Raw genomic sequence first — 22,850 nt, forward strand, 5'->3', positions numbered from 1 at the left:
CCTTCAATGACGTTCTGGGTATCTTCTGGCATGAAACCGGGGCAGGCGCCTCCATATTTCATCGAACGCGATGCCGTGCTGCCCACGGTGCCGGTCGCATCGCCGGCGGCCAGCAGACTTGGTCCAGTGCCACACTATGTCGTCTGGCTCAATGCCGCCTCACTCGGATGGTGTGGCGTCGATGCGCTCCACCCGCACGCCTATTGTCACGGCGCGCGACCTGACAGATCCGTCTGACTCGGCGGCACGTATGCTGCTCGCTGTGCTGCCCACAGCTAGCCGAACGAGCCGAACGGCCGGCCTCAGGACAGGGTAGTGACCGGTGTTTAGTCGACGGGAATTAGCCGACGCCTTTCGGAAATTCGAGCAGACCGTGGCCCGCGCTGCCGAAACCCGGGACTGGGACGCCTGGGTCGAGCACTACACGCGCGATGTCGAGTATGTCGAGCACGCGGCCGGAACCATGAAAGGCCGCGAGGAGGTGCGGGCCTGGATCCGCAAGACCATGACGACATTCCCGGGCAGTCACATGGTCGCCTTCCCGACCTTGTGGTCGGTGATTGACGAGTCAACGGGGCGGATCATTTGCGAACTGGACAACCCGATGGTCGATCCCGGTGACGGCACCGTGATCAGCGCGACGAACATCTCGATCCTTACCTACGCGGGCGACGGCCAGTGGCGCCGTCAAGAAGACATCTACAACCCGCTGCGGTTTGCCCGGGCAGCGATGACCTGGTGCCGAAAAGCACAGGCTTTGGGCACTCTCGACGACGCCGCGGCCCGCTGGATGAGCGCGCACGAAGGAATGACATGAACGCACGACCCAAGCTCGTGATCGGCGCCAACGGCTTCTTAGGCTCGCATGTCACCCGTCAGCTGGTCGCGGGCGGTGCCGATGTCCGCGCGATGGTCCGGCCGACTGCCGACACCCGCAGTATCGACGACCTCGCGGTCACCCGATTCCACGGCGACATCTTCGACACCGCCACGCTGCACGCCGCGATGGACGGCTGCGACGACGTGTACTACTGCGTGGTCGACACCCGCGCGTGGTTGCGTGACCCGTCGCCACTGTTTCGCACCAATGTGGAGGGCCTGCGCAACGTTTTAGACGTCGCCAAGGACGCCGACCTGCACCGGTTCGTCTTCACCAGCACCTACGCGACAGTGGGCCGGCGACGTGGCCGGGTCGCCACCGAAGACGACCCGATTCGCCGTACCCGGCTTACTCCATACGTGCGATCCCGGGTGCAAGCCGAGGACATGGTGTTGCGCTACGCCTCCGAGTTCGGGTTGCCGGCTGTGGCGATGTGTGTTTCGACCACCTACGGCGACGGGGACTGGGGCCGCACCCCGCACGGCGCGTTCATCGCCGGTGCGGTGTTCGGCAAGTTGCCTTTTCTGATGCGCGGCATCCGCCTGGAGGTCGTCGGTGTCGACGACGCCGCCAGGGCACTGATTCTGGCCGCCGAGCATGGGCGCACCGGCGAGCGGTATCTCATTTCCGAACGCATGATGCCGTTGTCTGAGGTCGTGCGGATCGCGGCCGACGAAGCCGGTGTGCCGCCGCCCCGATGGTCGATCCCGGTGCCGGTACTGTACGGGCTGGGCGCGCTGGGCAGCCTGCGGGCGTGGTTTACCGGTAAAGACGCTGAACTCAGCCTTGCCTCGGTGCGGATGATGCGCGCCGAAGCCGAAGTCGATCACGGTAAGGCGATGCGGGAGCTGGGGTGGCACCCGCGTCCCGTGGAGGAATCCATCCGGGAGGCCGCACGGTTCTGGATGAAACAACAGGCGAGAAAACGCAACACTACGACCGCAAACTGACCTTACCGCTGCGGTGGGGTGCCCTCAGGGTCGATGCCGGCCGTCAGGCGCCCGGCCCGCTGCCGCGCGCCCACTGCCCGGCTTCGAGGAGCATATCGCCGATGGTAGCCGTGGCTCACCCGGCCCGGAGCAGCGCGGCCGATGAGGACCGGCCCGCATCCCGCGCGGCGGGAATGATCAGCGCCGCTCAGCGTTGCACCTCGCATCCACGCGGGAGGAGTTGCCAATGACGAGTGACCGGATCGTCTTAGAACCCAGCACAGAGCACCCGATCACGATCGAGCCGACCAACGGGCGGGTTCAGGTGCGTGTCAACGGCGAACTGGTCGCCGACACGTGTGACGCGCTGGCGTTGCGTGAGTCTACTTACCCTGTGGTGCAATACATTCCGATGAGTGATGTTGTTCACGAGGTACTGACCCGCAGTGACACGACAACGTATTGTCCGTTTAAGGGTGAGGCGAGCTACTACAGTGTGACCACCGCAGCCGGCGACACCGTCGAGGACGCCATCTGGACGTATGAACACCCCTATCCGGCGGTGGCCGCGATCGCCGATCGGGTCGCCTTTTACCCCGACAAGGCCGAGATCACCGTCAACGCCGATTAGCCGAAGAGTTCTTCGGCCAGCCGGGTATCGCTGTATTCGCGGATCGAGACAATCAGCCCATCGCAGGTGTCGAAGAGGAAGACATACGGGTTGTCATAACGCGCTCCGCCGACGGTGATTCGGCCGTGTGCCTCCACCACGACACAGTCACCGTCGTGGATACACCGGATGAAATCGAGGGTCGTTTCCGCGAGGCGCTGGCGCCGCTGGATCTCGCGCCGCAGTGTTGCCTTATCGATTGACGTGCGAGTGACAATGCTCCAGTAGGTGAAGTCGTCGCTGAGCAGCGTGAAGCATTCGTCGAGATCTCCGCTCTGGCATAGGCATTGCAAAAACATCCACGCCAGCTCGGCCTGGGGATCATCGAACGGCGTGGTCACCCGGTCATCCTGGCGTGTGGCGCGCTGGGTGGTCAATTATGCCGGTTACACCGAAGCCCGGTCGGCAACCCCTATGATCACCCGCAACCCGTCGATAGGGGACGCGAGTCGTGGTGGTCAGCAGTGCTCGCACGGTCACTTTCTCGACTGTAGTCAGCTTCGGGACGATCCGGAGATGGAACGGCTGCTCGAGCCGATGTGGCCGCATCGCTATCGCGCGGTGCGATTGCTCGAAGTAAGCGGGCTGGCGCGGCTGCCGCGTTTCGCATCCCGCGCGGCCATCCGCGATCTCAGTGCGCTGTGATCGGCCCGCTGACCTGCCCGGGTGTCATCGGAGGTCATGGGTTGTCTCAGGGTTGTCGGGGCCGGCCGCCGTGCTGTGGCTGGTGTCGTCAGCGGGGACGAGGATGCTGATCCGGTCGCCTGCCGCGAGCCGGACGGTGGGCTCAGCCTCGATGAGCCGGCGCTCACGGAGGATGGACACCGGGAGATAGCCGTCGGGCCAGGCGATTTCGCCCAGGCTGCAGCCGACAGCCGCGGATTCGGCGGCCAGGGTGTGTTCGACGATGCGATACCCCACAAGCTGGCTTCGCGGAGCGTGTTCGGCCTCCGGAGCGGCCCACTCGGCGGCTTGATGACTCGCGGTGATTCGCGGTTGAGCCTCCGCGAGGTAGGCGTGCACCGCGCGCATGACGCTCTGAGGGGTTAACCAGCCCTGCACATGCCGGGCGTCGACATCGATGACCGGTAGACCGTCGCGACCGTAGACGACAAGCTGCCGCAACGCCTGGGCCAGGCTATCGTTGGCAAACAGTGCCTGGGGTCGGTGGACATGGGTGAGAGGACCCAGCAAGGCCGTCCAATCCCGCTCGATGGCAGGGGTCCGGTCGGTGAGCTCCAGCGGGGTGGCGAACGGATCCATGGCGTCGGCGGCGGTGAGATTGACGAACGCGTGTGTGGGAGTAGGGCGGTCGATGTCGATGCCGCGGCGCAGCAGTTTGGTCGTGTAGATGGTGCCGTACGACAGCGCGCGGGACACGGTGGTGGCAATCGCAACGGCTAACATCACCGGCAGGGTAAGGGTATAGTCGCCAGTCATTTCGACCGTGCTGGCCAGCGCGGTGAGCGGCGCACGGGCCGCCGAGGCGAACACCGCGCCCATCCCGACAATCGCGTAGAGCGCGGGTTCTCCGGCGGCCGGGCCGATCAGGTGGTGAACGATCAGCCCGAAGGCCATACCCGATGTCGCCCCGACGAACAGCGAGGGCGCGAACACGCCACCTGAGCCGCCGATACCGATTGTCAGGCTGCAGGCCAAGATTTTGCCCCCCGCGAGGATGAGCAGAAACCACAGCGCATAGTGACCGGCGAAGGCGGCATACATCACGGGGTAGCCCACTCCGTACAGTTGCGGCACGCCCAGCAGCAGCAGGCCGAGCACGATACCGCCCACCGCGGGACGTGCCCATTCCGGACGGTGGCGCCAGACGCGGTCGCACCAATCCTCGGTTGTGTACAGCACCCTGGTGAACAACACCCCGATCAGTCCGCACAGTGCCGCAAGCAGCGCCACCAGTAGGTAGTTGGCGATGTGGTCGAGAGCGATGCCGCTGGGCAGTTGAGTGAGGAAGGGGGCCGAGCCGAAGAAGACCCGGGAGATGACGTCGGCGAGCATCGCCGACAGCATGATGGTGAAGATCGCTTCGATAGAGAACTCTCGCAAGATCAACTCGACACCGAAGAACACCCCCGTGACGGGGGCGTTGAAGGTGGCCGAGATACCGCCGGCCGCGCCGCAGGCCACCAAAATACGTAGCCGGTTCTCCGGCATCCGCACCCACTGGCCGAGGCTGGAGGCCAGCGCTGCACCGATCTGCACAATCGGTCCCTCACGGCCGACGGAACCGCCGGTTCCGATGCACAGCGCCGAGGCGAGCGCCTTGACGATGGTCACCTGCGGCCGGATGCGACCGCCGTTCTCGGCCACCGCGATCATCACTTCCGGCACGCCGTGGCCGCGCGCCTCACGGGCAAAGTGGAAGATCAACGGCCCATACAGCAACCCGCCCAGGACCGGGATGAGTACGAAGAATGCAAGGCCTAACCAGGGCAAGTGGCCGCTGGGCACCCAGCCTTGCTGGCCGAATGCCGGGTGTCCGGTGGCCAGCCAGGTGAACCCGTAGATGAGGTAGCGAAACGCTACCGCCCCAAACCCGGCGCCGATTCCCACCACGATCGCCGCCCAGAGCAGGCCGAATCGGCGTGACCGGAGCCAGCCGGTTGTCCCACCCCCTGCCCTGGATACCGATCGGCCCGGCCACGCCGGAGCGGCAGCTGCCCGTGATTGCCCCATTCGCCATCACCTTTCTGCAGCGGCTTTCTTACTTCTGGCCCGCGCGGACGCGGGAATACGCGGTACCAACCCGGCACGCCAGCAAACATTGCCCACTACCATGATGTCTTACGACAACATATCGATGGAGCTTATCCACCCCGGACAGCACCGTGGTGCCGATTGAGCGCGGGTGAACGGATCCGGGCCCCGAGACCACAGCTGCGTGGGCCGGACGGGACGAGCGGCCGCCGCGGGCGGCCGCTCTGTGCACCAGCGCGCGCTCAGCCGGTCCGGACGGCGATGTTCCGCGGGCGGTCTATGGGCGCGCCGCGGCCGACATGACCGGTAGTTGAAGACGTCCACACCGCAACGGCCAGCAGTGTCATGGGATCGCCGCATCGGGCCCCACATGCCGCGACGATCCGCCGAACCCGAAAGAGCACCCGGCGAGAGGGGCGCTCACCATCGGCGGTTTCCGGAGGAGGCTCTTTTCAACGTGTTCGCTCTGTGATTTATGGCACAATTTGGATGTGCCGCAAATGGCGAAGCGTGGACCCGGCCGTCCTCCCGCAGCGAAGGCGGCGGACACGCGAAAGCGTATAGTGCGCGCAGCGCGCGAAGTCTTTACCGAACGTGGCTATGACGCGGCCACATTCCAGGAGATCGCGCTCCGCGCCGATTTAACACGTCCGGCAATTAATCACTACTTTCCCAGTAAACGCTTGCTCTATCGGGAAGTAGTGGATCAAACCAACGCCCTGGTCGTCACGGCAGGGATCGAGCGCGCGCGCCGCGAGACCAGGTTGATGAGTCAGTTGTCGGCGTATATGACGACCGTGATTCACGGCGATTTTGGGGATCCCGCAGTTGTGGCCTTTCTGATTACTACCGTGATCGAGTCGCAGCGGCATCCGGAATTCCGTCGCCTCGAGAATGGCTCAATACGCGCGACCCGGTTATTCCTTACCCAGGCAATTAACGAAGCCAAGGAGCGCGGCGAGATCACCCTCGAGACCGATGTTTCCACGGTAGCCGAGATGCTTCTGGCCTTAATTTATGGTGTCAGTCTCTATGCCGGCTTCATCGGAAGTGTGGGGGAGGCTGAAACCGTCACCGAACGGCTCCTGCAACTGATGAGCGGCACGCTGTGGCGGCTCGAGTCCTGACCGGGGCGTAGGAGGCGCCGCACTTGCGCGGCGGCCTGCGACAGATGTCCCGCGCCGCGTTCCCGGCCGTCCGCACCGCGGTGATGTCACCCACACCGGCGCATAGCTTACCTAAGTTGTTCGGTAGCATGGCTCACGACATGACTGATGTTGAGGACGTGCAATCCGTACGGACCGACGGCGACACCTGGGCCATCACCGAGAGCGTCGGTGCCACGGCGTTGGGCGTCGCCGCGTCCCGCGCGGTTGAAACGGCGTCACCCGATCCACTGATCCGTGACGAGTTCGCCTACCTCCTCGTGTCGTCGGCCGGGCTGGCGTGGGCGCGCCTTGCCAGCCCCGATATGGACTGGATCGGCGACGACGAGCACGGGCGCCGTGCCCACCGGGTGGGTTGTGATTACCAGGCGGTCCGCACCCACTTCTTTGATGAGTTCTTCAGCGCCGCTACCCAGAGCGGCATCCGCCAGGCAGTGATTTTGGCTGCTGGGCTGGACTCGCGGGCTTACCGACTGGACTGGCCGCCGCACACCATTGTCTATGAGATCGACCAGCCCAAAGTGCTCGAATACAAAGCGGGCATCCTGGGATCCCATGGAGCGGTTCCCACCGCAACACGGCGCCCCGTCGCAGTGGACCTGCGTGACGATTGGCCGACCGCACTGATCGCCGCCGGTTTCAACCGAACCCGGCCGACGGCCTGGCTGGCCGAAGGGCTCCTGCCGTACCTGCCCGCCGATGCGCAGGACCGCCTCTTCGAGAGGCTCACCGCGCTGAGTGCACCGGGCAGCCGGGTGGCCGTCGAAGTGTTTGGTTTCGATGGCAGCAACGAGCGGCGCCGAGCGGCGCGCCGCGCACGATGGGCGCGTATGCGGCGGCTCGGTCTGGACGTCAACGTCGAAAAGCTGACTTACCCGGATGCCAACCGCGCCGACGCCGCTCAGTGGCTCACCGACCACGGCTGGCAGGTGCACGCCGTCAGCAACGCCGACGAGATGGCGCGCCTGGGCCGCCCAATACCCGCAGACCTGGTCGAGGAGACCGTCGCCAGCACGCTGGTGCGGGCACGCCTGGATCGACCGGACAGATAGGGAAACGCGAACACCATGAGCACAATGCGCACCGATGACGACACCTGGGACATCACCACCAGCGTCGGCACCACCGCGGTCATGGTGGCTGCCGCCCGGGCCATCGAAACCGACAGGCCAGATCCGCTGATCCGTGACCCCTACGCCAAGATTCTGGTCACCAACGCCGGAACCGGTGTGTGGGAAATGATGCTCGATGATTCGGTGGTCGCCAAGGTGGAGTCCATCGACCCCGACAGCGCGGCGGTCTTCCACCACATGCGCAACTATCAAGCGGTCCGCACCCGGTTTTTCGACGCCTACTTCGCCGATGCGATGACGGCGGGGATCAGGCAGGCGGTGATCCTGGCTTCGGGGCTTGATTCCCGTGCCTATCGGCTGGCCTGGCCGACCGGCACGACCGTGTTCGAAATCGACCAGCCCAAGGTGCTTGCCTACAAATCCGAGACACTCGCGGCGCACGGCGCGACACCGACAGTCGACCGCCGCGAGGTGCCTGTCGATTTGCGCCAGGACTGGCCGACCGCACTTCGTAGTCAGGGCTTCGAGGCGGCGACGGCGACGGCGTGGTTGGCTGAGGGATTGTTGATGTATCTGCCCGCCGATGCCCAGGACCGGTTGTTTGAGCAGATCACCGAGCTGAGCGCGCCGGGCAGCCGTATCGCGGTCGAAACCGCTGCCCGCCACGCCGACGACAGGCGTCAGGAAATGCGGGAGCGCTTCAAAAGAGTGGCCGACGAGCTGGGCATCGAACAGACGGTGGACGTGCAACAGCTGATCTACCACGACCAGCACCGCGCGCTGGTGGCCGACTGGCTCAACGAGCACGGCTGGCGGGCGAGGGCGTGCAACTCGGCAGACGAGATGCGCCGGCTGGACCGCTGGGTCGACGGTGTGCCGATGGGCGACGATAAAGACGCGTTCGCTGAGTTCGTGGTGGCGGAGCGGCTGTGATGTCGTCCGGCGACGTCGCGGGCCGACACGGCCCGGCAAAGAGCCGGCCCATCAGCCGGCGCACGGACAACGACTCGTGGGATATCGCGACCAGCGTGGGGGCGACCGCGGTCATGGTGGCGCTGGCCCGCGCCGCCGAGACCGCGAGCGACGCTCCGCTTATCCGCGACCAATTCGCTGAGCTGCTGGTTTCCACTCCCGAACTGGAGAAAGTTCGTGCCCAGGTGATGGGGTGGTGGTCGGCTTCGGCAGATGACGACGACGTCGCGATGGACGCCCAGCAGATGATCAGCTACCAGGCGGTGCGCACCCACTTTTTCGACGCCTACTTCACCGACGCCGCAGCTGCCGGGATCCGCCAGCATGTCATCCTGGCAGCCGGTCTGGATTCCCGCGCATACCGGCTGGCGTGGCCGGAAGGCTGCGTCGTTTACGAGATCGACCTGCCCAAGGTGCTGGAGTACAAGGCCGAAACGCTCGCCAGGCACGGTATCGCACCAGCCACTACCCGGCGCGCGGTCCCGGTCGACCTCCGTCACGACTGGCCGAAAGCGTTGCGTGACGCGGGTTTTGATGCAGGATCGCCGACGGCATGGTTAGCTGAGGGATTGTTGCCATTTCTGCCGGCTGCGGCGCAGGAAGCCATGTTCGTCGCGATCGACGACCTCAGCCCGGCCGGCAGCCGTGTGGCGGTCGAGGTTTTCGGCGTGGACCCAGAGCAGCGCAAAGAAGCCGAAAAGAGATGGGCCAGGCTGCGAGAAGCACGAGAAAAACGCGGCGAAGATGTCGAGTTCGACCCGTTCGAACTCTGGTACCACGATGAGGACCGCCCGGACTGCGCCGAGTGGTTTTCCCGCCATGGCTGGGCGACCCGCACCGTGGACAGCCGCGAGGAATCTGCGCGACTCGGCCGAGCGCCCGCGACCGACGACAGGCGTCCGGTGAATTCTTTTCTCATGGCGACCAAGCGTTGAAGGTGACTGCCGTCGACAAAACCTGACCGGCACCTGTTACCCAACCGGGTGGTTGGTTAGGATTGGGATTCCGCCGGTGAGGAAGGGAAGCCCAATGACCACCGAAGCCGCCGCACACGGCACTGCCGCCAAAATATCGGCAGGCCAGGACGTCCCGCAAACAGTGACCCGACTACGCGAGACGTTTGCCAGTGGGCGAACCCGCACGCTGGAGTGGCGGCGCACCCAGTTGCGGGCCATCGAGACGATGATGGCTGAGAACGAGGACAAGATCGCCGCCGCCCTGGCTGATGACCTTGGCCGCAAACCATTCGAAGCCTGGATGGCCGACATCGCCGGCACCGCCGCCGAGGCGCGGTATGCGGCCAAGCATGTGGGCAGGTGGATGCGCCGTAAGCACCGCCTGTTGGAACGTGCGCAGCTACCCGGGCGTGGCTGGGTGGAGTATGAGCCCTACGGGACCGTGCTGGTCATCGGCGCGTGGAACTACCCGTTCGTTCTGACACTCGGCCCGGCTGTCGGAGCGATCGCTGCTGGAAACACAGTGGTGCTCAAGCCGTCTGAGATTGCACCGGCCTCGTCGCGGCTGATGGCCGAACTGGTGCCGGCCTATCTCGACCGGGATGCGGTCGCGGTGATCGAGGGAGATGGTGCGGTGAGCCAGCAGCTGATCGCCCAAGGCTTTGACCGGGTGGTATTCACCGGTGGCACCGAGATCGGCCGCAAAGTCTACGAAGCCGCCGCCCCGCACTTGACCCCGGTGACCCTCGAACTGGGGGGGAAGAGCCCGGTGATTGTCGCGGCGGACGCCGATGTGGATGTCGCGGCCAAGCGGATCGCCTGGATCAAACTGCTCAATTCCGGCCAGACGTGCATTGCCCCCGATTATGTACTGGCCGACGCAACCATCCGAGACGAACTGGTGACCAAGATCAGTGACGCCATCACCACGTTTCAGTCCGGCGAAGCGGCGGGAATGCGCATCGTCAACCAGCGGCAATTCGATCGGCTGAGCCGCTATCTGGCTGACACTAAGGGCAAGATCGTTGTGGGCGGGAACGTCGATGCGTCGGCTCTGCGGATCGAACCGACTGTGGTCGTCGACCCTGATCCCGACGAGCCGTTGATGAAAGACGAAATCTTCGGCCCGATCTTGCCAGTAATCTCGGTCCAATCTCTCGACGAAGCAATACGTTTCGTGAACTCTCGGCCCAAGCCGTTGTCGGCGTATCTGTTCACCAAGGCACGCGCCGTGCGCGAACGGGTGATCAAGGAGGTGCCGGCGGGCGGCATGCTGGTGAATCATCTGGCGTTCCAATACTTCACGTCCAAGCTGCCGTTCGGCGGGGTCGGCCCGTCAGGTATGGGCGCTTACCACGGCCGCTGGGGTTTCGAGGAGTTCAGCCATCGCAAGTCAGTGCTCACCAAACCCACCCGACCCGACATATCGAGGTTCATCTACCCGCCGTATACAGAGAAGGCGTGGAAGTTAGCGCGTCGGCTGCTTTAGCCGTGTCGGCGCGTACCTGACCGAATAGCCCGGCGACGATTCGGGCCACGCAGCGGCCCGGCCACGGTCGGGCCGCTACACGCAGAAAGGAAGTTCATGCCCGGAGTACAAGATCGTGTCATCATCGTCACCGGAGCCGGGGGAGGGCTGGGCCGCGAGTACGCTCTAACGCTCGCGCGGGAAGGCGCCAGCGTGGTAGTCAACGACCTGGGCGGCGCGCGTGACGGCACCGGGGCGGGCTCGGAGATGGCCGACCAGGTGGTTGCCGAGATCAAGGACGCCGGGGGCCGCGCTGTCGCGAACTACGACAGCGTCGCCAGCGAGGAGGGGGCGGCCAACATCATCAAGACTGCGCTCGACGAGTTCGGCGCGGTGCACGGTGTGGTGAGCAACGCCGGGATCCTGCGTGACGGCACATTCCACAAGATGGCGTTCGAGAACTGGGACGCTGTGCTCAAGGTGCACTTGTACGGGGGTTACCACGTGCTGCGCGCGGCCTGGCCGCATTTCCGCGAGCAGAGCTACGGGCGGGTGGTCGTCGCCACCTCCACCAGCGGGCTGTTCGGCAACTTCGGACAGTCCAACTACGGGGCGGCCAAGATGGGATTGGTCGGGTTGATCAACACGCTGGCGCTGGAGGGCGCCAAATACAATATTCACGCCAACGCGATTGCACCGGTGGCCGCGACCCGGATGACGCAGGACATCCTGCCCCCGGAGGTGCTGGAGAAGCTCAAACCCGAATTTGTGGCGCCGGTGGTGGCGTATCTGTGCACCGAAGAATCTGCGGATAACGGGTCGGTTTTCATCGTCGGCGGCGGCAGGGTGCAGCGGGTCGCATTGTTCGAGAACGAGGGTGTGAACTTCGAGAACCCGCCGTCAGTGGACGACGTGGCCGCGAAGTGGGCGCAAATCACCGACCTGTCCGGGGCTAAACAGGCGAGTTTTTCGGTGCGCTGAGCTCTTAGGCGCAAATAGCCCAGGCCGGGCCGGGGCTGAGGCTCATGCTGAGCGTTTGCCGATCTAACCTAGCACCGCGGTAGCGGCGCCGCAGCGATCATGGGATGAGACTGGCGAATTCGCTGATCGTGATTGCACCGGTTTCCACCAGCGGCACGAGGCCAAACCCGAGGGCGAACGGGATCAGCCCGACGTCGGCGGCCACCGGGTTGCCGATCGCGTCAAGGAGATTGCCAGCAGAGACTCCTTCCACAAATAGCGTCGCATCGTATTCGGGCAGTGTGACGCCCAGTGCAAGCGCAGCATCTGCCAACGGCTGCACGGTGGCGACGTCAGTGGAGACGGTGCTGACGAGCGCATCGACGACATTGCTCGCCGAAACCGGGACGTCCCCATGGGCGAAGGTGCTGATGGCGTTGATAAGTTCCAGCAGGTTCGACGGCGGGTTCAACGGGTTCGTGAGGAGGTTCGGGGTCAGGCCGAACGTGTAGGCCGCATTCAGAAGTGGTTGCAGCGAGGTGAAGTCGAACGTGAACGACAACGATTGCAGATCTTTGACGAAGTCGCCGATCCCCTGTTGCGTCCCGGCGGCCAGCGCCGTTATCAGCTGGGAGGGGCTGATATCGGTGGGGAATAACCCGAACGGCGTGGGCACATCCGGCGGATTCTGGGTGTCCCAACCTTGGGTGAGGCTGCCGTAACCCAGGTTGACCAGGATAGCCGTGTCCGGTTCAAGCAGAGCGTAAAGCGGCTGGCCGATTCCGGGGATCACCTGCAGCGGCTCCAGCAGCGGCAGACCGGTCGCCGGAATCATGTAATAAGTGGTGTCGGCGTAGGTGCCCAGATCGATGACATTGGTCAGCTCGGACGGGTCCAGGTAGGTGGCGTGCTCGTAGGCGATGCCGATCAGGGCGTTGAGGTCGGACAGCAGGTTGATCGGGTAGCGCGGGAAATCGGCAAATCCGTCGTATTCGTTGGTGTAAATGTCGGTGGGGTAGAGATCGCTCGGGGTTGCGCCGCTGAACGTCGCCCCGAAGCTGGGGATGGACAGGCCGGCGAAACGTTCCAGGAGTCCGCCGTCGGGGTTGTTGGGATCGCCGACCAGCACGAAACTCACGTCTGAGCTCGGCACACCTTCGGCATGCAGCTGCGACATTTCCAGCGAGGCGATCGTGGAGCTCTGCGAGTAGCCGAACACCTCGACGTGGTTGTGGTCGGCGATCTGCTGGCTGATCGCGGTGTTGAGGGTGGCTTCCCCCTGGGTGACCGACGAATCGAACGGCAACGTGTTGACACCGGTGACCGGGTAGAGCCCTTCGGGCGTGGTCAAGGGCAGGACAGAGGTGTCGGGCAGGTGCAGGAACAGCTCGTTGGCGGCGTCGACATAGGTTGGCGGGGGTACCGGGAAGCCGCTGGGGCCCATCACCAGGGCGGTATCATCGCCGAACGCCAAGGCTGAGTGCAGTATCGACGTCAGCCCCAGAAGAGACGCACCGGCACCAGCCAGTAGACCAAAAGCGAACCAGCCGGACTTTGACCGTGGCATCGAAACCTCCCCTGGGCAGGGACAACGTTACTAAATCACCAAGTTATTCAGCTGCGTTCGGGCCGACGCGGGAATTGTGGGGCGCCGGTGACCTTTACGGCCGGGCCCTGCCCCTGATCGGATCGAATTCGTGCGGGCGCTGAGGCCGTGTGCGGCGTTACGGGCACCCGCCAAACCGCGCACGTTCCAGTGTCGTGTACTCCGGGTTCCTGTCCCCACGTGCGAGAGGTTCTGGCAAAACACGCCTGGGTTAAAGCCGACGAGGCTTTTCGCGGGGGTTGGTATCCGCCGCCGACGGTACAACACGCAACCTGACCTGCGCCGGACACCCGGTCCAGCGCAGGACAGGTTGCCGGTTTCCTGGTCAGCTGTCAGGGGATCAGGCTGCCGAGATCGCCTGCGATGCTGGTCGCAGCGTCCAGGAGTACGTCGAATTCGAAACCGCCGGCCAGGGTGACAAGTGCCATATCAGCCGCGATCGGCAAACCAATCGCGTTGACCGGGTCGCTGAGGTTGTTCAAGAACAGGCTGACGTCGTATGCGGGCATACTGGTCAACAGTGCGTTAGCGAGGTCTGCTGTGGGCAGCAGAGTGGCATAGGCCGTCGACGCCGCACCGGAAAGCGTATTAACGACGTTGACGATATCGGTGACCAACGAGCCGGGGTCACTGGCAAGGGTCGACAGCGCCGTCAAGGGGCCGGCTAACGCGCTTGAGGTTCCCGAGGCGGAATCCAGCAGCGAGCCAAGTGAGAACGTCACCGGATTCGGTCCGCTACCGGTCAAATCGGCAATGAAGTTATGGATGCCTTCCTCGGTGCCGCTGACCAGAAGCCCCGGTAACTGTTCGAATGCGCTGAGGCTGGGGAATAAGCCGAACGGGGTGGGAATGTTGGCGGGGCTGGTCGACCAGCCATACAGCGGGTCGCCGTAGCCCAGGTTGACAAGATACGTCAGATCCGGCTGCAACAGGTCGGCTACCGCGTTGCCGAAGAAGGGGATCGACCTAATCGGATCGAGCAGCGGCAAATCGTTGACGGTGATCATGTAGTAGTTGGTGAGGCTGTCCGCTGTGCCGGAGCCATAGTCCATCGAACCAGGCAGCAGCAGAGCGCTTTCGACCTGCGTGGACGTGAGGTCCGGGTAGGTGCCGTGCACGTAGTAGATACCGGCGAAAGCATTCAGGTCGGACAGCAGATCGATCGGGTAACGCGGGAAGTCGGCGTACCCGTCGTACTCCAACGTGTAAATGCTGTTCAGGTAATCGTCGGCGGGGGTCGCACCGCTGAAATCAAGACCGAGACTGGCGATTTGCAAACCGTCAAAACGTTCAAAGAGCCCGCCGTTGGGGTTCATGACGTCGCCGATCATCGCGAAAGACAGAGGGCTGTCCGGCTGTGGCGTGCCGTTCGGGTCGAGCGCCTCCATTTCCAGCGAGGCGATGATTGTGCTTTGTGAGTAACCGAAAACCAGGGTGGCTTCAGGGGTTAACACGCCATTAGGGTTGATGGTGTTGTTGAGGATCGTCACCCCCTGCGCGACTGACGTGTCCAGGGGCAGACTTTTCACCCCGGTGAGCGGATACAACCCTTCGGGGGTAAACAGGGCGTTTTCCGGATAGGGATTCGTCGGTCTGATATCGGGAAAGTACAGCTTGTTAACGGCTGCCACATACTCCTCGGAGGGTATCGGGTCACCGCTGCCGCCCATCACCCAAGTGATTTCGGGTGTGACAGGGTCGACCGCGCTGTCACCGTATGCGAAGGCCGTGTTCATCATCCCTGTGAGGGTTAAAAGACCTGCACCGCCAGCTGCGGTCAGCCCGAATCCCAGGAGTCGAAGCTTGTAACCCCACATACGACCTCCCCAAAGACGGCACTTGTGTGACTCGAGGGTCCACCACGAGCAAGCTTTTGGATGCACGTGCAACATACCCCGAACCGCGCTCCTCCTGTGGGAAATCCTCAAGATTTCCTTTGAAAAATCTCAGTCCGGGCTAGTCTGACATGCGGTTTTTCGCGGAGCGTCCTCAGCTGCCGGTCGTCGTCGTGTCACAGCCGCCGCGGGACCCGTTGTGTGGTCGACCGGTTTGTCGATGCGGTTTCGTGCGCAGCCTGATTCTGGCGCGCCCGTGATCAAAGCTGTGCCGCTATGTACTCTGGCGCGTTCATCCTGGGCGCCGCCGTCACCGTCGAGATCACCATATCAACGCCAAGAGAGTGGCTCGTGCTGCTCCGGCCTTAACCGACGAACGCTGTCGCCGCACGAAGCCTTTGGCCCTCAATAACTCTCGATGCTTTCGGAGGAATGGTTGAGGACAGAAGCTGAGCGATAGTACCGCTGGCGCAGAAGGTCATCGACGGGGTGATCAAGCGGCCGAAGACCTACGGGACCACTGCGGTCATAGTGCTAATAGTCGCGGTGACCGCCTGATAGACAAGCTCGAGTTCGATGCTGGCCACCAGGGTGAGCAGCCCGGTGTCTGCGGCGATGGGCAGGCCGATGGCGTCGATGGGGTTGTTGAGGTTGGCGTCAAAGAGGCTGATGTCGTAGCCGGATAAGCTGATTACCGCGGCGTTGACGATATCGGTGGTCTGCATCGCCAGGGTGGCCAGGGACTCGCCGGCGCTGCTGAGCGCGTTGGTGACATCGGTCAGCGTTGTTGCCGGATCGCTGAGGCCAGCCGACACCGCCGTGACAAGATCGGTCATGCTCGGCAGCGACAGCGCGGGATCCACGGTTGCCGACACCCCTGACACCAGCGCCGGCAGCGACACGGTGGCCAGGTCGTTGCTGAAAGCGCTGATACCCTGCTGCGCCCCGGCGGCCAGCTCGCCGGCGACGGTGATCGGGCTGACATCGGGAAACAGCCCGAACTCGGTGGGCACATTAGCCGGAAGTGAATAGCCAAGGTTGCCAGGGCCATAGCCCAAATTGATCAACACCGTCAAATCCGGGCCGAACAGGGCGGCCAACGGTTTGCCGACCACCGGGACATCCGAGAGCACGGCCACCAGCGGCGGGGTTTCGTCAATCATGTAATAGTTGGTGAGGGTGTCCGCGCCGAGCGCCTGCGAGCCCGGCAACAACGTTGCGGTGGCAACCTCTTCGGGCGTCAGCTCCAGGTAGATGCCGTGCAGGCTGATCGTGCCCAGCACGGCGTTGAGGTCGGCCAGAAAGTCGATGGGGTAGCGCGGGAAATCGGCATACCCGTCATATTCGAGGGTGTAGATGTCGGTGGGGAAATCATCGGCGGGAGTGGCGCCGTCGAACGAGATCCCCAGACTCGGCACGGCGAAACCGTCGAAGCGCTCCAGTATGCCCCCGTTAGGTGCGCTGGGGTCACCGATCAGCACGAACTGCAGCCCGGCGTCGGGTTTCGGTGTGCCAGTGGGGTCAAGCTGCTCCATGACCAGGCTGGCGATCGTGGCGCTCTGCGAATACCCGAACACTGTTGACGCATCACCGGCTGCGGTGTTGGTGGCGATGGCGTTGTCCACGATGAGCATGCCCTGGCCCATCGAGGTGCTCAGCGCCGGAAACCCGGCCAGCGGCCCGGTCGTGGCAGTGGGGTAGTTGAGTGAGAACGGCATGCTGAGTTCCGGATATTCCGGGGTGAACAGCCCATTCTCGTAGGGAGCGGGATAGGTGGTGTCGGGGAAATTCGGGTGAATGTAGAGGGTGTTGGCCGCTTGCACATAGCCGGGAACGTTGTAGTCGGGCAGCGGGATGCCGCTGCCACCCATGACCAGCCCGATCGTCGTCGGATCAGCGGGCTCAGAGGCGGGATCCCCGTGGGCGAGCGGCGGATTCATTAGTGCGGTGAACGCCAGGACGCCCGTAGTTGTCAGCAGTCCCAGGCCTAGCGAACAAACCAGCGAATGAGGTTTACAGCCGAACATGTGCGACCTCCCAATTGTGGACAGGCCTACTGGTGGTGAATCGCAGTACTGAATGTCGAAGCAGGACAGCTCTCCACTGGGAAAAGTCTAGACCTTTCGCATGATTTTCTAAGAAATTCACAGATTTCTTTGTGAGATACTTAGCTGGCGCTTGTGGTGCTCACACGTTCGCGCGGCGGGTGCCGCTACTGCCGGACCCCGCCCCCGGCAACCGCGAGCACGCAACCGTGGTCGGAAACCCTCTTCGCATTCAGCCGAGCAGCGCCTGACGCAACCGATCCACGTCCGCGGCGGTAACGCCCGCGTCCCGCAGGTAGCCGTGCAGCGATCCGTAGGTTTCGTCGATCGTTTGCCTGGCCACGGCCAGGTATTCTTCGCGCACGCCGAGGACTTCGTCGGATAGCCGGGCCTCGGTGAACGCCATCACCTCGGGGGTCAGTTCTGCTTCGGCGCGCTGCCGGATCATGTCCATGATCCGGACCCTGAGGTGCGGTGCGGCGTCGTTGCTGCGCAGATAATCGGTCAGAATGCTGTCGCGGTCCAGGCCGATCGCCTCCAGCACCACCGCGACGATAAAGCCGGTGCGATCCTTGCCGGCAAAGCAGTGCGCCAACAGTGGCCGCCCGGCCGCCAGCAGGGAGACCACCTGGCGCAGCGCCCGACTGGCCCCGTTGGCGGTGGGAAAGCGCCGGTATTCGTCGACCATGTAGCGGGTCGCCGCGGCGGCAACGGATTCGTCATCGGGTTTCTCGGTCATCAGCCGCTGGAATGCCTGCTCGTGCGGGGGTGCCCCATCGGTGGCGGTCTGGTCGGCGGCGAGATCAGGGAACGGCAGCAGGTGAACCTCGACACCGTCGGGAACCCGACCCGGCCCGCGCCGGGCCACCTCGCGGGGCGAGCGCAGGTCGGCCACATCGGTGACACCCAGTCGTCGCAGCGCCGCACGGCCGTGGTCGTCGAGACCGGTCAGCTCACTGGAGCGGAATAATCGCCCAGGCCGCAGCACATTGATGCTGTCAGCTACGTCGCGAAAGTTCCACGCCCCGTTGAGTTCCCGCACATCAGCCGCCATAACAGGTGCCCGCCGCGACGAAAACGCTTGGTTCCCTAGCCAGTTCAGCTCGTGCGATAGTTCGCAAGTGCACCTCATCGGGTCCATCGAAGATGCGCATCGCGCGATGCCAGCCGTACAGGCGGGCCAGTGGGGTGTCATCGCTGACACCGGCGGCGCCGTGCACCTGGATAGCGCGGTCGATGACCTGGCAGGCCACCTGCGGGGCCACCGCTTTAATCTGCGAGACCAGCACGTGCGCGGCTTTGTTGCCGTGCTGGTCGATGGTCCACGCCGCCTTCTCGCACAGCAGGCGCGCCTGATCGATCTCATTGCGGGACTGGGCAATCCACTGCTGCACCACGCCTTGCTCAGCCAATGGCCGGCCAAACGCGACGCGGTTCCGGGCCCGGTCCACCATCAACGCCAGCGCGCGTTCGGCCGCGCCCAGCGCGCGCATGCAGTGATGAATGCGACCCGGTCCCAGCCGCGCCTGGGCGATCGCGAAACCCGCACCTTCATCGCCAAGAAGGTTAGCCGCGGGCACCCGGACATTGTCGTAGATAACCTCGCAGTGCCCGTGCTGGTCCTGCCAGCCGAATACCGGTGTCGAGCGGACGATCGACACCCCCGGCGTGTCGATCGGCACCAGGATCATCGACTGCTGCTGATGGGCGGGCGCGTCCGGATTGGTGCGCCCCATCACGATGAGAACCTTGCAGCGCGGATCAGCAGCCCCCGACGTCCACCACTTGTGACCGTTGATCACGTAGTCGCCACCATCGCGGGTGATCGACGTTTGGATGTTACGGGCGTCACTGCTCGCGACCGCCGGCTCGGTCATCGAAAACGCGCTGCGGATCTGGCCGTCAAGCAGGGGCTGCAGCCACTGCTGGCGCTGCTGCTCGGTGCCGAACATGTGCAGGATTTCCATGTTGCCGGTATCCGGTGCCGCGCAGTTGAGCGCTTCGGGCGCGATCTCGGTGCTCCAGCCGGTCAACTCGGCCAGCGGCACGTACTCCAGGTTGGTCAACCCCGATATCGCAGGCAGGAATAGGTTCCATAGTCCGCGTTCTTTAGCCTTGGCCTTGAGGTCCTCGACGATCGGCGGCACCGTGTGATCATCCGGACCGGCTTCGCGGCGATAGCGGTCGTAGTCAGCCTCCGCGGGAAAAACATACTCGGTCATGAACGCAGACAGCCGTTTGTGGTAGTCGTCCGCTTTAGCCGACATCGCAAAGTCCATGTCGGTCACGATAGGCGACGCCGAGCCGCGGCGGGCACGCCGCCGATATCGAGCTTGTGCGCGTCAACTCCTGCGGCGCACAACGATGCGTTGTGACCCCACAACCCCGTGAGCGCTACCAAATTCCCCGGATCAGTCGGATCATCAACGGCATGATTCCGCCCAGGTGATTGGTACATGCTGTGCCGGGAACTCCGAGGAAGCGCGGCGGAGCCCCGGGCGGGCACACTTCGGTGATGACCCGCGGTGCGGGTTAGGGTAGCGAAGCGTGCGGCCGAGGCCGCGTCGGCCGGGGAGGAATGGGCAGGAAAGTACGGAAACGATGTGCGCGTCATGACAGGTTCACAGACGACGATCGGCGTGGTCGCCGAAGCCGGGCCAGAGGAGCGGCGCGTCGCCCTGGTGCCCAAGGCGGTGCCGGCACTGGTGAGCAGCGGTGTGGCAGTGGTGGTCGAGTCCGGCGCGGGGGCGCGGGCGCTGCTTCCCGACGAGTTGTACACCCGGGCGGGTGCCACCATCGGTGATGCATGGGCCGCCGACATTGTGGTCAAGGTCGCGCCGCCGACCCCCGAGGAGGTCAGTCGGTTGCGCCGCGGGCAGACATTGATCGGCTTTCTCGCTCCCCGCGACACCAACAACCAGATCGCGGCGCTCGCCGCGGCGGGTGTGCAGGCGTTTGCGCTGGAGGCGATCCCGCGAATCTCACGGGCGCAGTCAATGGACGCGTTGTCGTCGCAAGCCAACGTGGCCGGGTACAAGGCGGTGCTGCTGGCCGCGTGGGAGGCGACCCGGTTCTTTCCGATGCTGACCACAGCGGCGGGCACGGTAAAGCCCGCCACGGTGCTGGTGCTCGGTGTCGGGGTGGCGGGGCTGCAGGCGCTGGCCACCGCGAAACGATTGGGTGCGCGCACCACGGGCTATGACGTGCGGCCTGAGGTGGCTGACCAGGTCCGATCGGTGGGCGCTCAGTGGCTTGACCTCGGTATCGGCGAAATCTCGGCCTCAGGTGAAGGGGGATATGCTCGCGAGCTGACCGAACAGGAGCGCGAGCAACAGCAGAAAGCACTCGAACAGGCGATCGGCGAGTTCGACGTGGTGATCACCACCGCTTTGGTTCCCGGTCGCCCGGCGCCGCGACTGGTCACCACCGAGGCGGTCAAGGGGATGAAGCCGGGCAGCGTGGTCGTCGACCTGGCCGGTGAGACGGGCGGTAACTGTGAGCTCAGCCAGCCCGGCCAGACCGTCGTCAAGCATGACGTCACCATCGCCGCTCCGCTGAACCTGCCGGCGACCATGCCCGAACACGCCAGCGAGCTCTACAGCAAAAACATCACCGCACTGCTGGATCTGCTGCTCAACGACGGCAAGCTGGCCCCGGACTTCGACGACGAAATCGTGGCGGCGGCGTGTGTGACCCGCGCCGGCGACGAGGCAGAACGCAGCCAGGGCTAGGAGCGATGAATCCCGGAGAGGGTGGCTAAATGTACGACGAACTGCTGGCCAATGTGGCGATCCTGGTGCTGTCCGGGTTTGTCGGCTTCGCTGTGATCTCCAAGGTGCCCAACACGTTGCACACCCCGCTGATGTCGGGCACCAACGCCATTCACGGCATCGTGGTGCTCGGCGCACTGGTGCTGTTGGGCCGCATCGAGCACCCGTCGCTCGCGCTACAGCTCATCCTGTTCGTCGCCTTGGTGTTCGGCACCCTGAACGTCATCGGCGGCTTCATCGTCACCGACCGCATGCTGGGCATGTTCAAGAGCAAAAAGCCGGTGCCGGCCCGAGAGGGCGCCGAAGCGTCGACACCCGCGAAGACCCACGGGCAAACCCGATGAACTATCTCGTCAGCATTCTCTACATCATCTCTTTCGCGCTGTTCATTTACGGGCTGATGGGATTGACCGGCCCGAAAACCGCGGTGCGGGGCAATCTGATCGCCGCGACGGGAATGGCGATCGCAGTGGCGGCCACACTGATCGCGATCCGCCACACCGGTCAATGGCTGTTGATTATCACCGGCCTGACCGCCGGTGTGGTGCTCGGCGTACCCCCGGCGCGGTTGACCAAAATGACCGCGATGCCGCAGCTGGTGGCCTTTTTCAACGGGGTCGGCGGCGGCACGGTGGCGTTGATCTCACTGTCGGAATTCATTGAGACGACCGGTTTTTCGGCCTTCAAGTACGGCGAGTCACCCACCGTGCACATTGTGGTGGCGTCGCTGTTCGCCGCGATCATCGGGTCGGTGTCGTTCTGGGGCTCGTGCATCGCTTTCGGCAAGCTGCAGGAGATTTTGCCGGGCCGGCCCATCGGACTCGGCCCCGTCCAGCAGCCGCTCAACGTGCTGTTGCTGCTAGCGGCGGTGGCGTGCGCGGTGGTCATCGGGGTGCATGCCCGGCCCGGCAGCGGCGGAGTGCCGTTATGGTGGATGATCGGGCTGTTGGTCGCAGCCGGTGCGCTCGGGCTGATGGTGGTGTTACCCATCGGTGGCGCAGACATGCCGGTCGTCATCTCGATGCTCAATGCATTGACCGGGCTGTCCGCGGCGGCGGCCGGGCTGGCGCTGAACAACACCGCCATGATCGTCGCCGGCATGATCGTCGGCGCCTCCGGGTCGATCTTGACCAACTTGATGGCCAAGGCTATGAATCGATCCATCCCCGCAATCGTCGCCGGCGGGTTCGGCGGTGGCGGCGCGGCGGTTGGTGGCGACGGAGGGGACAAGCACGTCAAGTCCACCTCTGCGGCCGATGCCGCGATCCAACTGGCGTACGCCAACCAGGTGATCGTGGTTCCGGGCTACGGCATGGCCGTCGCACAAGCCCAGCATGCGGTCAAGGACATGGCCACGTTACTCGAATCCCGTGGTGTGCCAGTCAAATACGCTATTCACCCGGTGGCCGGCCGGATGCCCGGGCACATGAACGTGCTGTTGGCCGAGGCCGAAGTGGACTACGACGCCATGAAGGATATGGACGAGATCAACGACGAGTTCGCCCGCACCGATGTCACACTCGTCATCGGCGCCAACGACGTCACCAATCCGGCGGCACGCAACGAACCGAACTCACCCATCTACGGGATGCCGATCCTGAACGTGGACAAGTCGAAATCGGTGATCGTGCTGAAACGATCGATGAATTCCGGTTTCGCCGGGATCGACAACCCCCTGTTCTATGCCGACGGCACCACCCTGCTGTTCGGTGACGCCAAAAAATCGGTAACCGAGTTGACCGAAGAATTGAAGGCGCTTTAGCCAGTTGGCCGAGCCGAACCCCCTACTCCGCTGGGAACAAGAA

General features: G+C 64.1%; 19 protein-coding genes and 1 pseudogene. 13 read left to right on the plus strand and 7 right to left on the minus strand.

Translation table 11 applies throughout. The features are described 5' to 3' along the window. Window positions 1-322 precede the first annotated feature (322 nt). From G6N08_RS05880 to G6N08_RS05890, 3 genes are all read left to right on the plus strand, one after another. A complete protein-coding gene (locus G6N08_RS05880) occupies window positions 323-817 on the plus strand; it encodes a nuclear transport factor 2 family protein (protein ID WP_163755195.1) in 495 nt (164 codons plus the stop codon). Continuing rightward, window positions 814-1,830 carry an NAD-dependent epimerase/dehydratase family protein gene (locus G6N08_RS05885; protein ID WP_163755197.1) on the plus strand — a complete coding sequence of 339 codons (1,017 nt, stop codon included), beginning with the start codon at window positions 814-816 and terminating at the stop codon, window positions 1,828-1,830. Before G6N08_RS05880 ends, G6N08_RS05885 begins: the two co-directional genes overlap by 4 nt. A gap of 226 nt (window positions 1,831-2,056) precedes the next feature. Next, a complete protein-coding gene (locus tag G6N08_RS05890) occupies window positions 2,057-2,440 on the plus strand; it encodes a DUF427 domain-containing protein (protein ID WP_163755199.1) in 384 nt (127 codons plus the stop codon). Here G6N08_RS05890 and G6N08_RS05895 read toward each other — a convergent pair. Next, window positions 2,437-2,820 carry a nuclear transport factor 2 family protein gene (locus G6N08_RS05895; RefSeq protein WP_163755201.1) on the minus strand — a complete coding sequence of 128 codons (384 nt, stop codon included), beginning with the start codon at window positions 2,818-2,820 and terminating at the stop codon, window positions 2,437-2,439. The two genes, G6N08_RS05890 and G6N08_RS05895, sit on opposite strands and share 4 nt — an antisense overlap. A gap of 163 nt (window positions 2,821-2,983) precedes the next feature. On the opposite strand from G6N08_RS05895, the pseudogene G6N08_RS21425 reads away from it, so the two are divergent. Then, window positions 2,984-3,124 (plus strand): annotated as a pseudogene (locus tag G6N08_RS21425) (DNA-3-methyladenine glycosylase 2 family protein); the annotation flags it as partial. A 24-nt stretch (window positions 3,125-3,148) separates the two neighbouring features. Here G6N08_RS21425 and G6N08_RS05905 read toward each other — a convergent pair. Further along, window positions 3,149-5,173: a chloride channel protein gene (locus tag G6N08_RS05905; protein WP_163755203.1), complete on the minus strand. Its 2,025-nt coding sequence runs from the start codon at window positions 5,171-5,173 to the stop codon at window positions 3,149-3,151. A gap of 521 nt (window positions 5,174-5,694) precedes the next feature. Here G6N08_RS05905 and G6N08_RS05910 point away from each other — a divergent pair. From G6N08_RS05910 to G6N08_RS05935, 6 genes are all read left to right on the plus strand, one after another. After that, entirely contained in the window at window positions 5,695-6,321 is a 627-nt protein-coding gene (locus G6N08_RS05910) for a TetR/AcrR family transcriptional regulator (RefSeq protein WP_174813277.1), read from the plus strand. Between the two features lie 140 nt (window positions 6,322-6,461). After that, window positions 6,462-7,412 (plus strand): class I SAM-dependent methyltransferase, encoded by a 951-nt coding sequence (locus G6N08_RS05915; protein ID WP_163755207.1) that lies wholly within the window; start codon window positions 6,462-6,464, stop codon window positions 7,410-7,412. A 15-nt stretch (window positions 7,413-7,427) separates the two neighbouring features. After that, entirely contained in the window at window positions 7,428-8,366 is a 939-nt protein-coding gene (locus G6N08_RS05920) for a class I SAM-dependent methyltransferase (RefSeq protein WP_371868961.1), read from the plus strand. After that, entirely contained in the window at window positions 8,366-9,340 is a 975-nt protein-coding gene (locus tag G6N08_RS05925) for an SAM-dependent methyltransferase (protein ID WP_163755211.1), read from the plus strand. Before G6N08_RS05920 ends, G6N08_RS05925 begins: the two co-directional genes overlap by 1 nt. Window positions 9,341-9,434: 94 nt before the next feature. Then, window positions 9,435-10,850: an aldehyde dehydrogenase family protein gene (locus tag G6N08_RS05930; protein WP_163755213.1), complete on the plus strand. Its 1,416-nt coding sequence runs from the start codon at window positions 9,435-9,437 to the stop codon at window positions 10,848-10,850. Between the two features lie 96 nt (window positions 10,851-10,946). Beyond that, the gene (locus tag G6N08_RS05935; RefSeq protein WP_163755215.1) at window positions 10,947-11,810 is read left to right on the plus strand and encodes an SDR family oxidoreductase; all 864 of its coding nucleotides are present in this window, start codon (window positions 10,947-10,949) and stop codon (window positions 11,808-11,810) included. Window positions 11,811-11,907: 97 nt separating this feature from the next. On the opposite strand, the gene G6N08_RS05940 is transcribed toward G6N08_RS05935, so the two are convergent. The 5 genes from G6N08_RS05940 to G6N08_RS05960 form a co-directional block, all read right to left on the minus strand. Beyond that, the gene (locus tag G6N08_RS05940; RefSeq protein ID WP_163755217.1) at window positions 11,908-13,356 is read right to left on the minus strand and encodes a PE-PPE domain-containing protein; all 1,449 of its coding nucleotides are present in this window, start codon (window positions 13,354-13,356) and stop codon (window positions 11,908-11,910) included. A 371-nt stretch (window positions 13,357-13,727) separates the two neighbouring features. Beyond that, window positions 13,728-15,134, minus strand: coding sequence for a PE-PPE domain-containing protein (locus G6N08_RS05945; RefSeq protein WP_163755219.1), 1,407 nt, complete (start codon window positions 15,132-15,134; stop codon window positions 13,728-13,730). Between the two features lie 605 nt (window positions 15,135-15,739). After that, a complete protein-coding gene (locus G6N08_RS05950; RefSeq protein ID WP_163755221.1) occupies window positions 15,740-17,170 on the minus strand; it encodes a PE-PPE domain-containing protein in 1,431 nt (476 codons plus the stop codon). 337 nt (window positions 17,171-17,507) lie between these two features. Next, window positions 17,508-18,329 carry a tyrosine-protein phosphatase gene (locus G6N08_RS05955; RefSeq protein ID WP_163755223.1) on the minus strand — a complete coding sequence of 274 codons (822 nt, stop codon included), beginning with the start codon at window positions 18,327-18,329 and terminating at the stop codon, window positions 17,508-17,510. Then, the gene (locus G6N08_RS05960; protein WP_163756751.1) at window positions 18,319-19,542 is read right to left on the minus strand and encodes an acyl-CoA dehydrogenase family protein; all 1,224 of its coding nucleotides are present in this window, start codon (window positions 19,540-19,542) and stop codon (window positions 18,319-18,321) included. Before G6N08_RS05960 ends, G6N08_RS05955 begins: the two co-directional genes overlap by 11 nt. A 345-nt stretch (window positions 19,543-19,887) precedes the next feature. On the opposite strand from G6N08_RS05960, the gene G6N08_RS05965 reads away from it, so the two are divergent. The 3 genes from G6N08_RS05965 to G6N08_RS05975 are packed head-to-tail and all read left to right on the plus strand — an operon-like array spanning window position 19,888 to window position 22,807. Next, the gene (locus G6N08_RS05965) at window positions 19,888-21,006 is read left to right on the plus strand and encodes a Re/Si-specific NAD(P)(+) transhydrogenase subunit alpha (RefSeq protein ID WP_163755225.1); all 1,119 of its coding nucleotides are present in this window, start codon (window positions 19,888-19,890) and stop codon (window positions 21,004-21,006) included. A 29-nt stretch (window positions 21,007-21,035) separates the two neighbouring features. Beyond that, a complete protein-coding gene (locus G6N08_RS05970) occupies window positions 21,036-21,389 on the plus strand; it encodes an NAD(P) transhydrogenase subunit alpha part 2 (RefSeq protein WP_163755227.1) in 354 nt (117 codons plus the stop codon). Next, entirely contained in the window at window positions 21,386-22,807 is a 1,422-nt protein-coding gene (locus G6N08_RS05975; RefSeq protein ID WP_163755229.1) for an NAD(P)(+) transhydrogenase (Re/Si-specific) subunit beta, read from the plus strand. The genes G6N08_RS05970 and G6N08_RS05975 overlap by 4 nt, the downstream gene beginning before the upstream one ends. Window positions 22,808-22,850: the final 43 nt, after the last annotated feature.

It is taken from the genome of Mycobacterium botniense (assembly GCF_010723305.1).
In the GTDB taxonomy this organism is placed as follows: domain Bacteria; phylum Actinomycetota; class Actinomycetes; order Mycobacteriales; family Mycobacteriaceae; genus Mycobacterium; species Mycobacterium botniense.

Bases quoted from the DNA above. Each gene is read 5' to 3' on its own strand.
- G6N08_RS05885 (WP_163755197.1), top strand. From the start codon at position 814: ATGAACGCACGACCCAAGCTCGTGATCGGCGCCAACGGCTTCTTAGGC.
- G6N08_RS05890 (WP_163755199.1), top strand. From the start codon at position 2,057: ATGACGAGTGACCGGATCGTCTTAGAACCCAGCACAGAGCACCCGATC.
- G6N08_RS05905 (WP_163755203.1), bottom strand. From the start codon at position 5,173: ATGGGGCAATCACGGGCAGCTGCCGCTCCGGCGTGGCCGGGCCGATCG.
- G6N08_RS05910 (WP_174813277.1), top strand. From the start codon at position 5,695: ATGGCGAAGCGTGGACCCGGCCGTCCTCCCGCAGCGAAGGCGGCGGAC.
- G6N08_RS05915 (WP_163755207.1), top strand. From the start codon at position 6,462: ATGACTGATGTTGAGGACGTGCAATCCGTACGGACCGACGGCGACACC.
- G6N08_RS05920 (WP_371868961.1), top strand. From the start codon at position 7,428: ATGAGCACAATGCGCACCGATGACGACACCTGGGACATCACCACCAGC.
- G6N08_RS05925 (WP_163755211.1), top strand. From the start codon at position 8,366: ATGTCGTCCGGCGACGTCGCGGGCCGACACGGCCCGGCAAAGAGCCGG.
- G6N08_RS05930 (WP_163755213.1), top strand. From the start codon at position 9,435: ATGACCACCGAAGCCGCCGCACACGGCACTGCCGCCAAAATATCGGCA.
- G6N08_RS05935 (WP_163755215.1), top strand. From the start codon at position 10,947: ATGCCCGGAGTACAAGATCGTGTCATCATCGTCACCGGAGCCGGGGGA.
- G6N08_RS05940 (WP_163755217.1), bottom strand. From the start codon at position 13,356: ATGCCACGGTCAAAGTCCGGCTGGTTCGCTTTTGGTCTACTGGCTGGT.
- G6N08_RS05945 (WP_163755219.1), bottom strand. From the start codon at position 15,134: ATGATGAACACGGCCTTCGCATACGGTGACAGCGCGGTCGACCCTGTC.
- G6N08_RS05950 (WP_163755221.1), bottom strand. From the start codon at position 17,170: ATGAATCCGCCGCTCGCCCACGGGGATCCCGCCTCTGAGCCCGCTGAT.
- G6N08_RS05955 (WP_163755223.1), bottom strand. From the start codon at position 18,329: ATGGCGGCTGATGTGCGGGAACTCAACGGGGCGTGGAACTTTCGCGAC.
- G6N08_RS05960 (WP_163756751.1), bottom strand. From the start codon at position 19,542: ATGTCGGCTAAAGCGGACGACTACCACAAACGGCTGTCTGCGTTCATG.
- G6N08_RS05965 (WP_163755225.1), top strand. From the start codon at position 19,888: ATGACAGGTTCACAGACGACGATCGGCGTGGTCGCCGAAGCCGGGCCA.
- G6N08_RS05970 (WP_163755227.1), top strand. From the start codon at position 21,036: ATGTACGACGAACTGCTGGCCAATGTGGCGATCCTGGTGCTGTCCGGG.
- G6N08_RS05975 (WP_163755229.1), top strand. From the start codon at position 21,386: ATGAACTATCTCGTCAGCATTCTCTACATCATCTCTTTCGCGCTGTTC.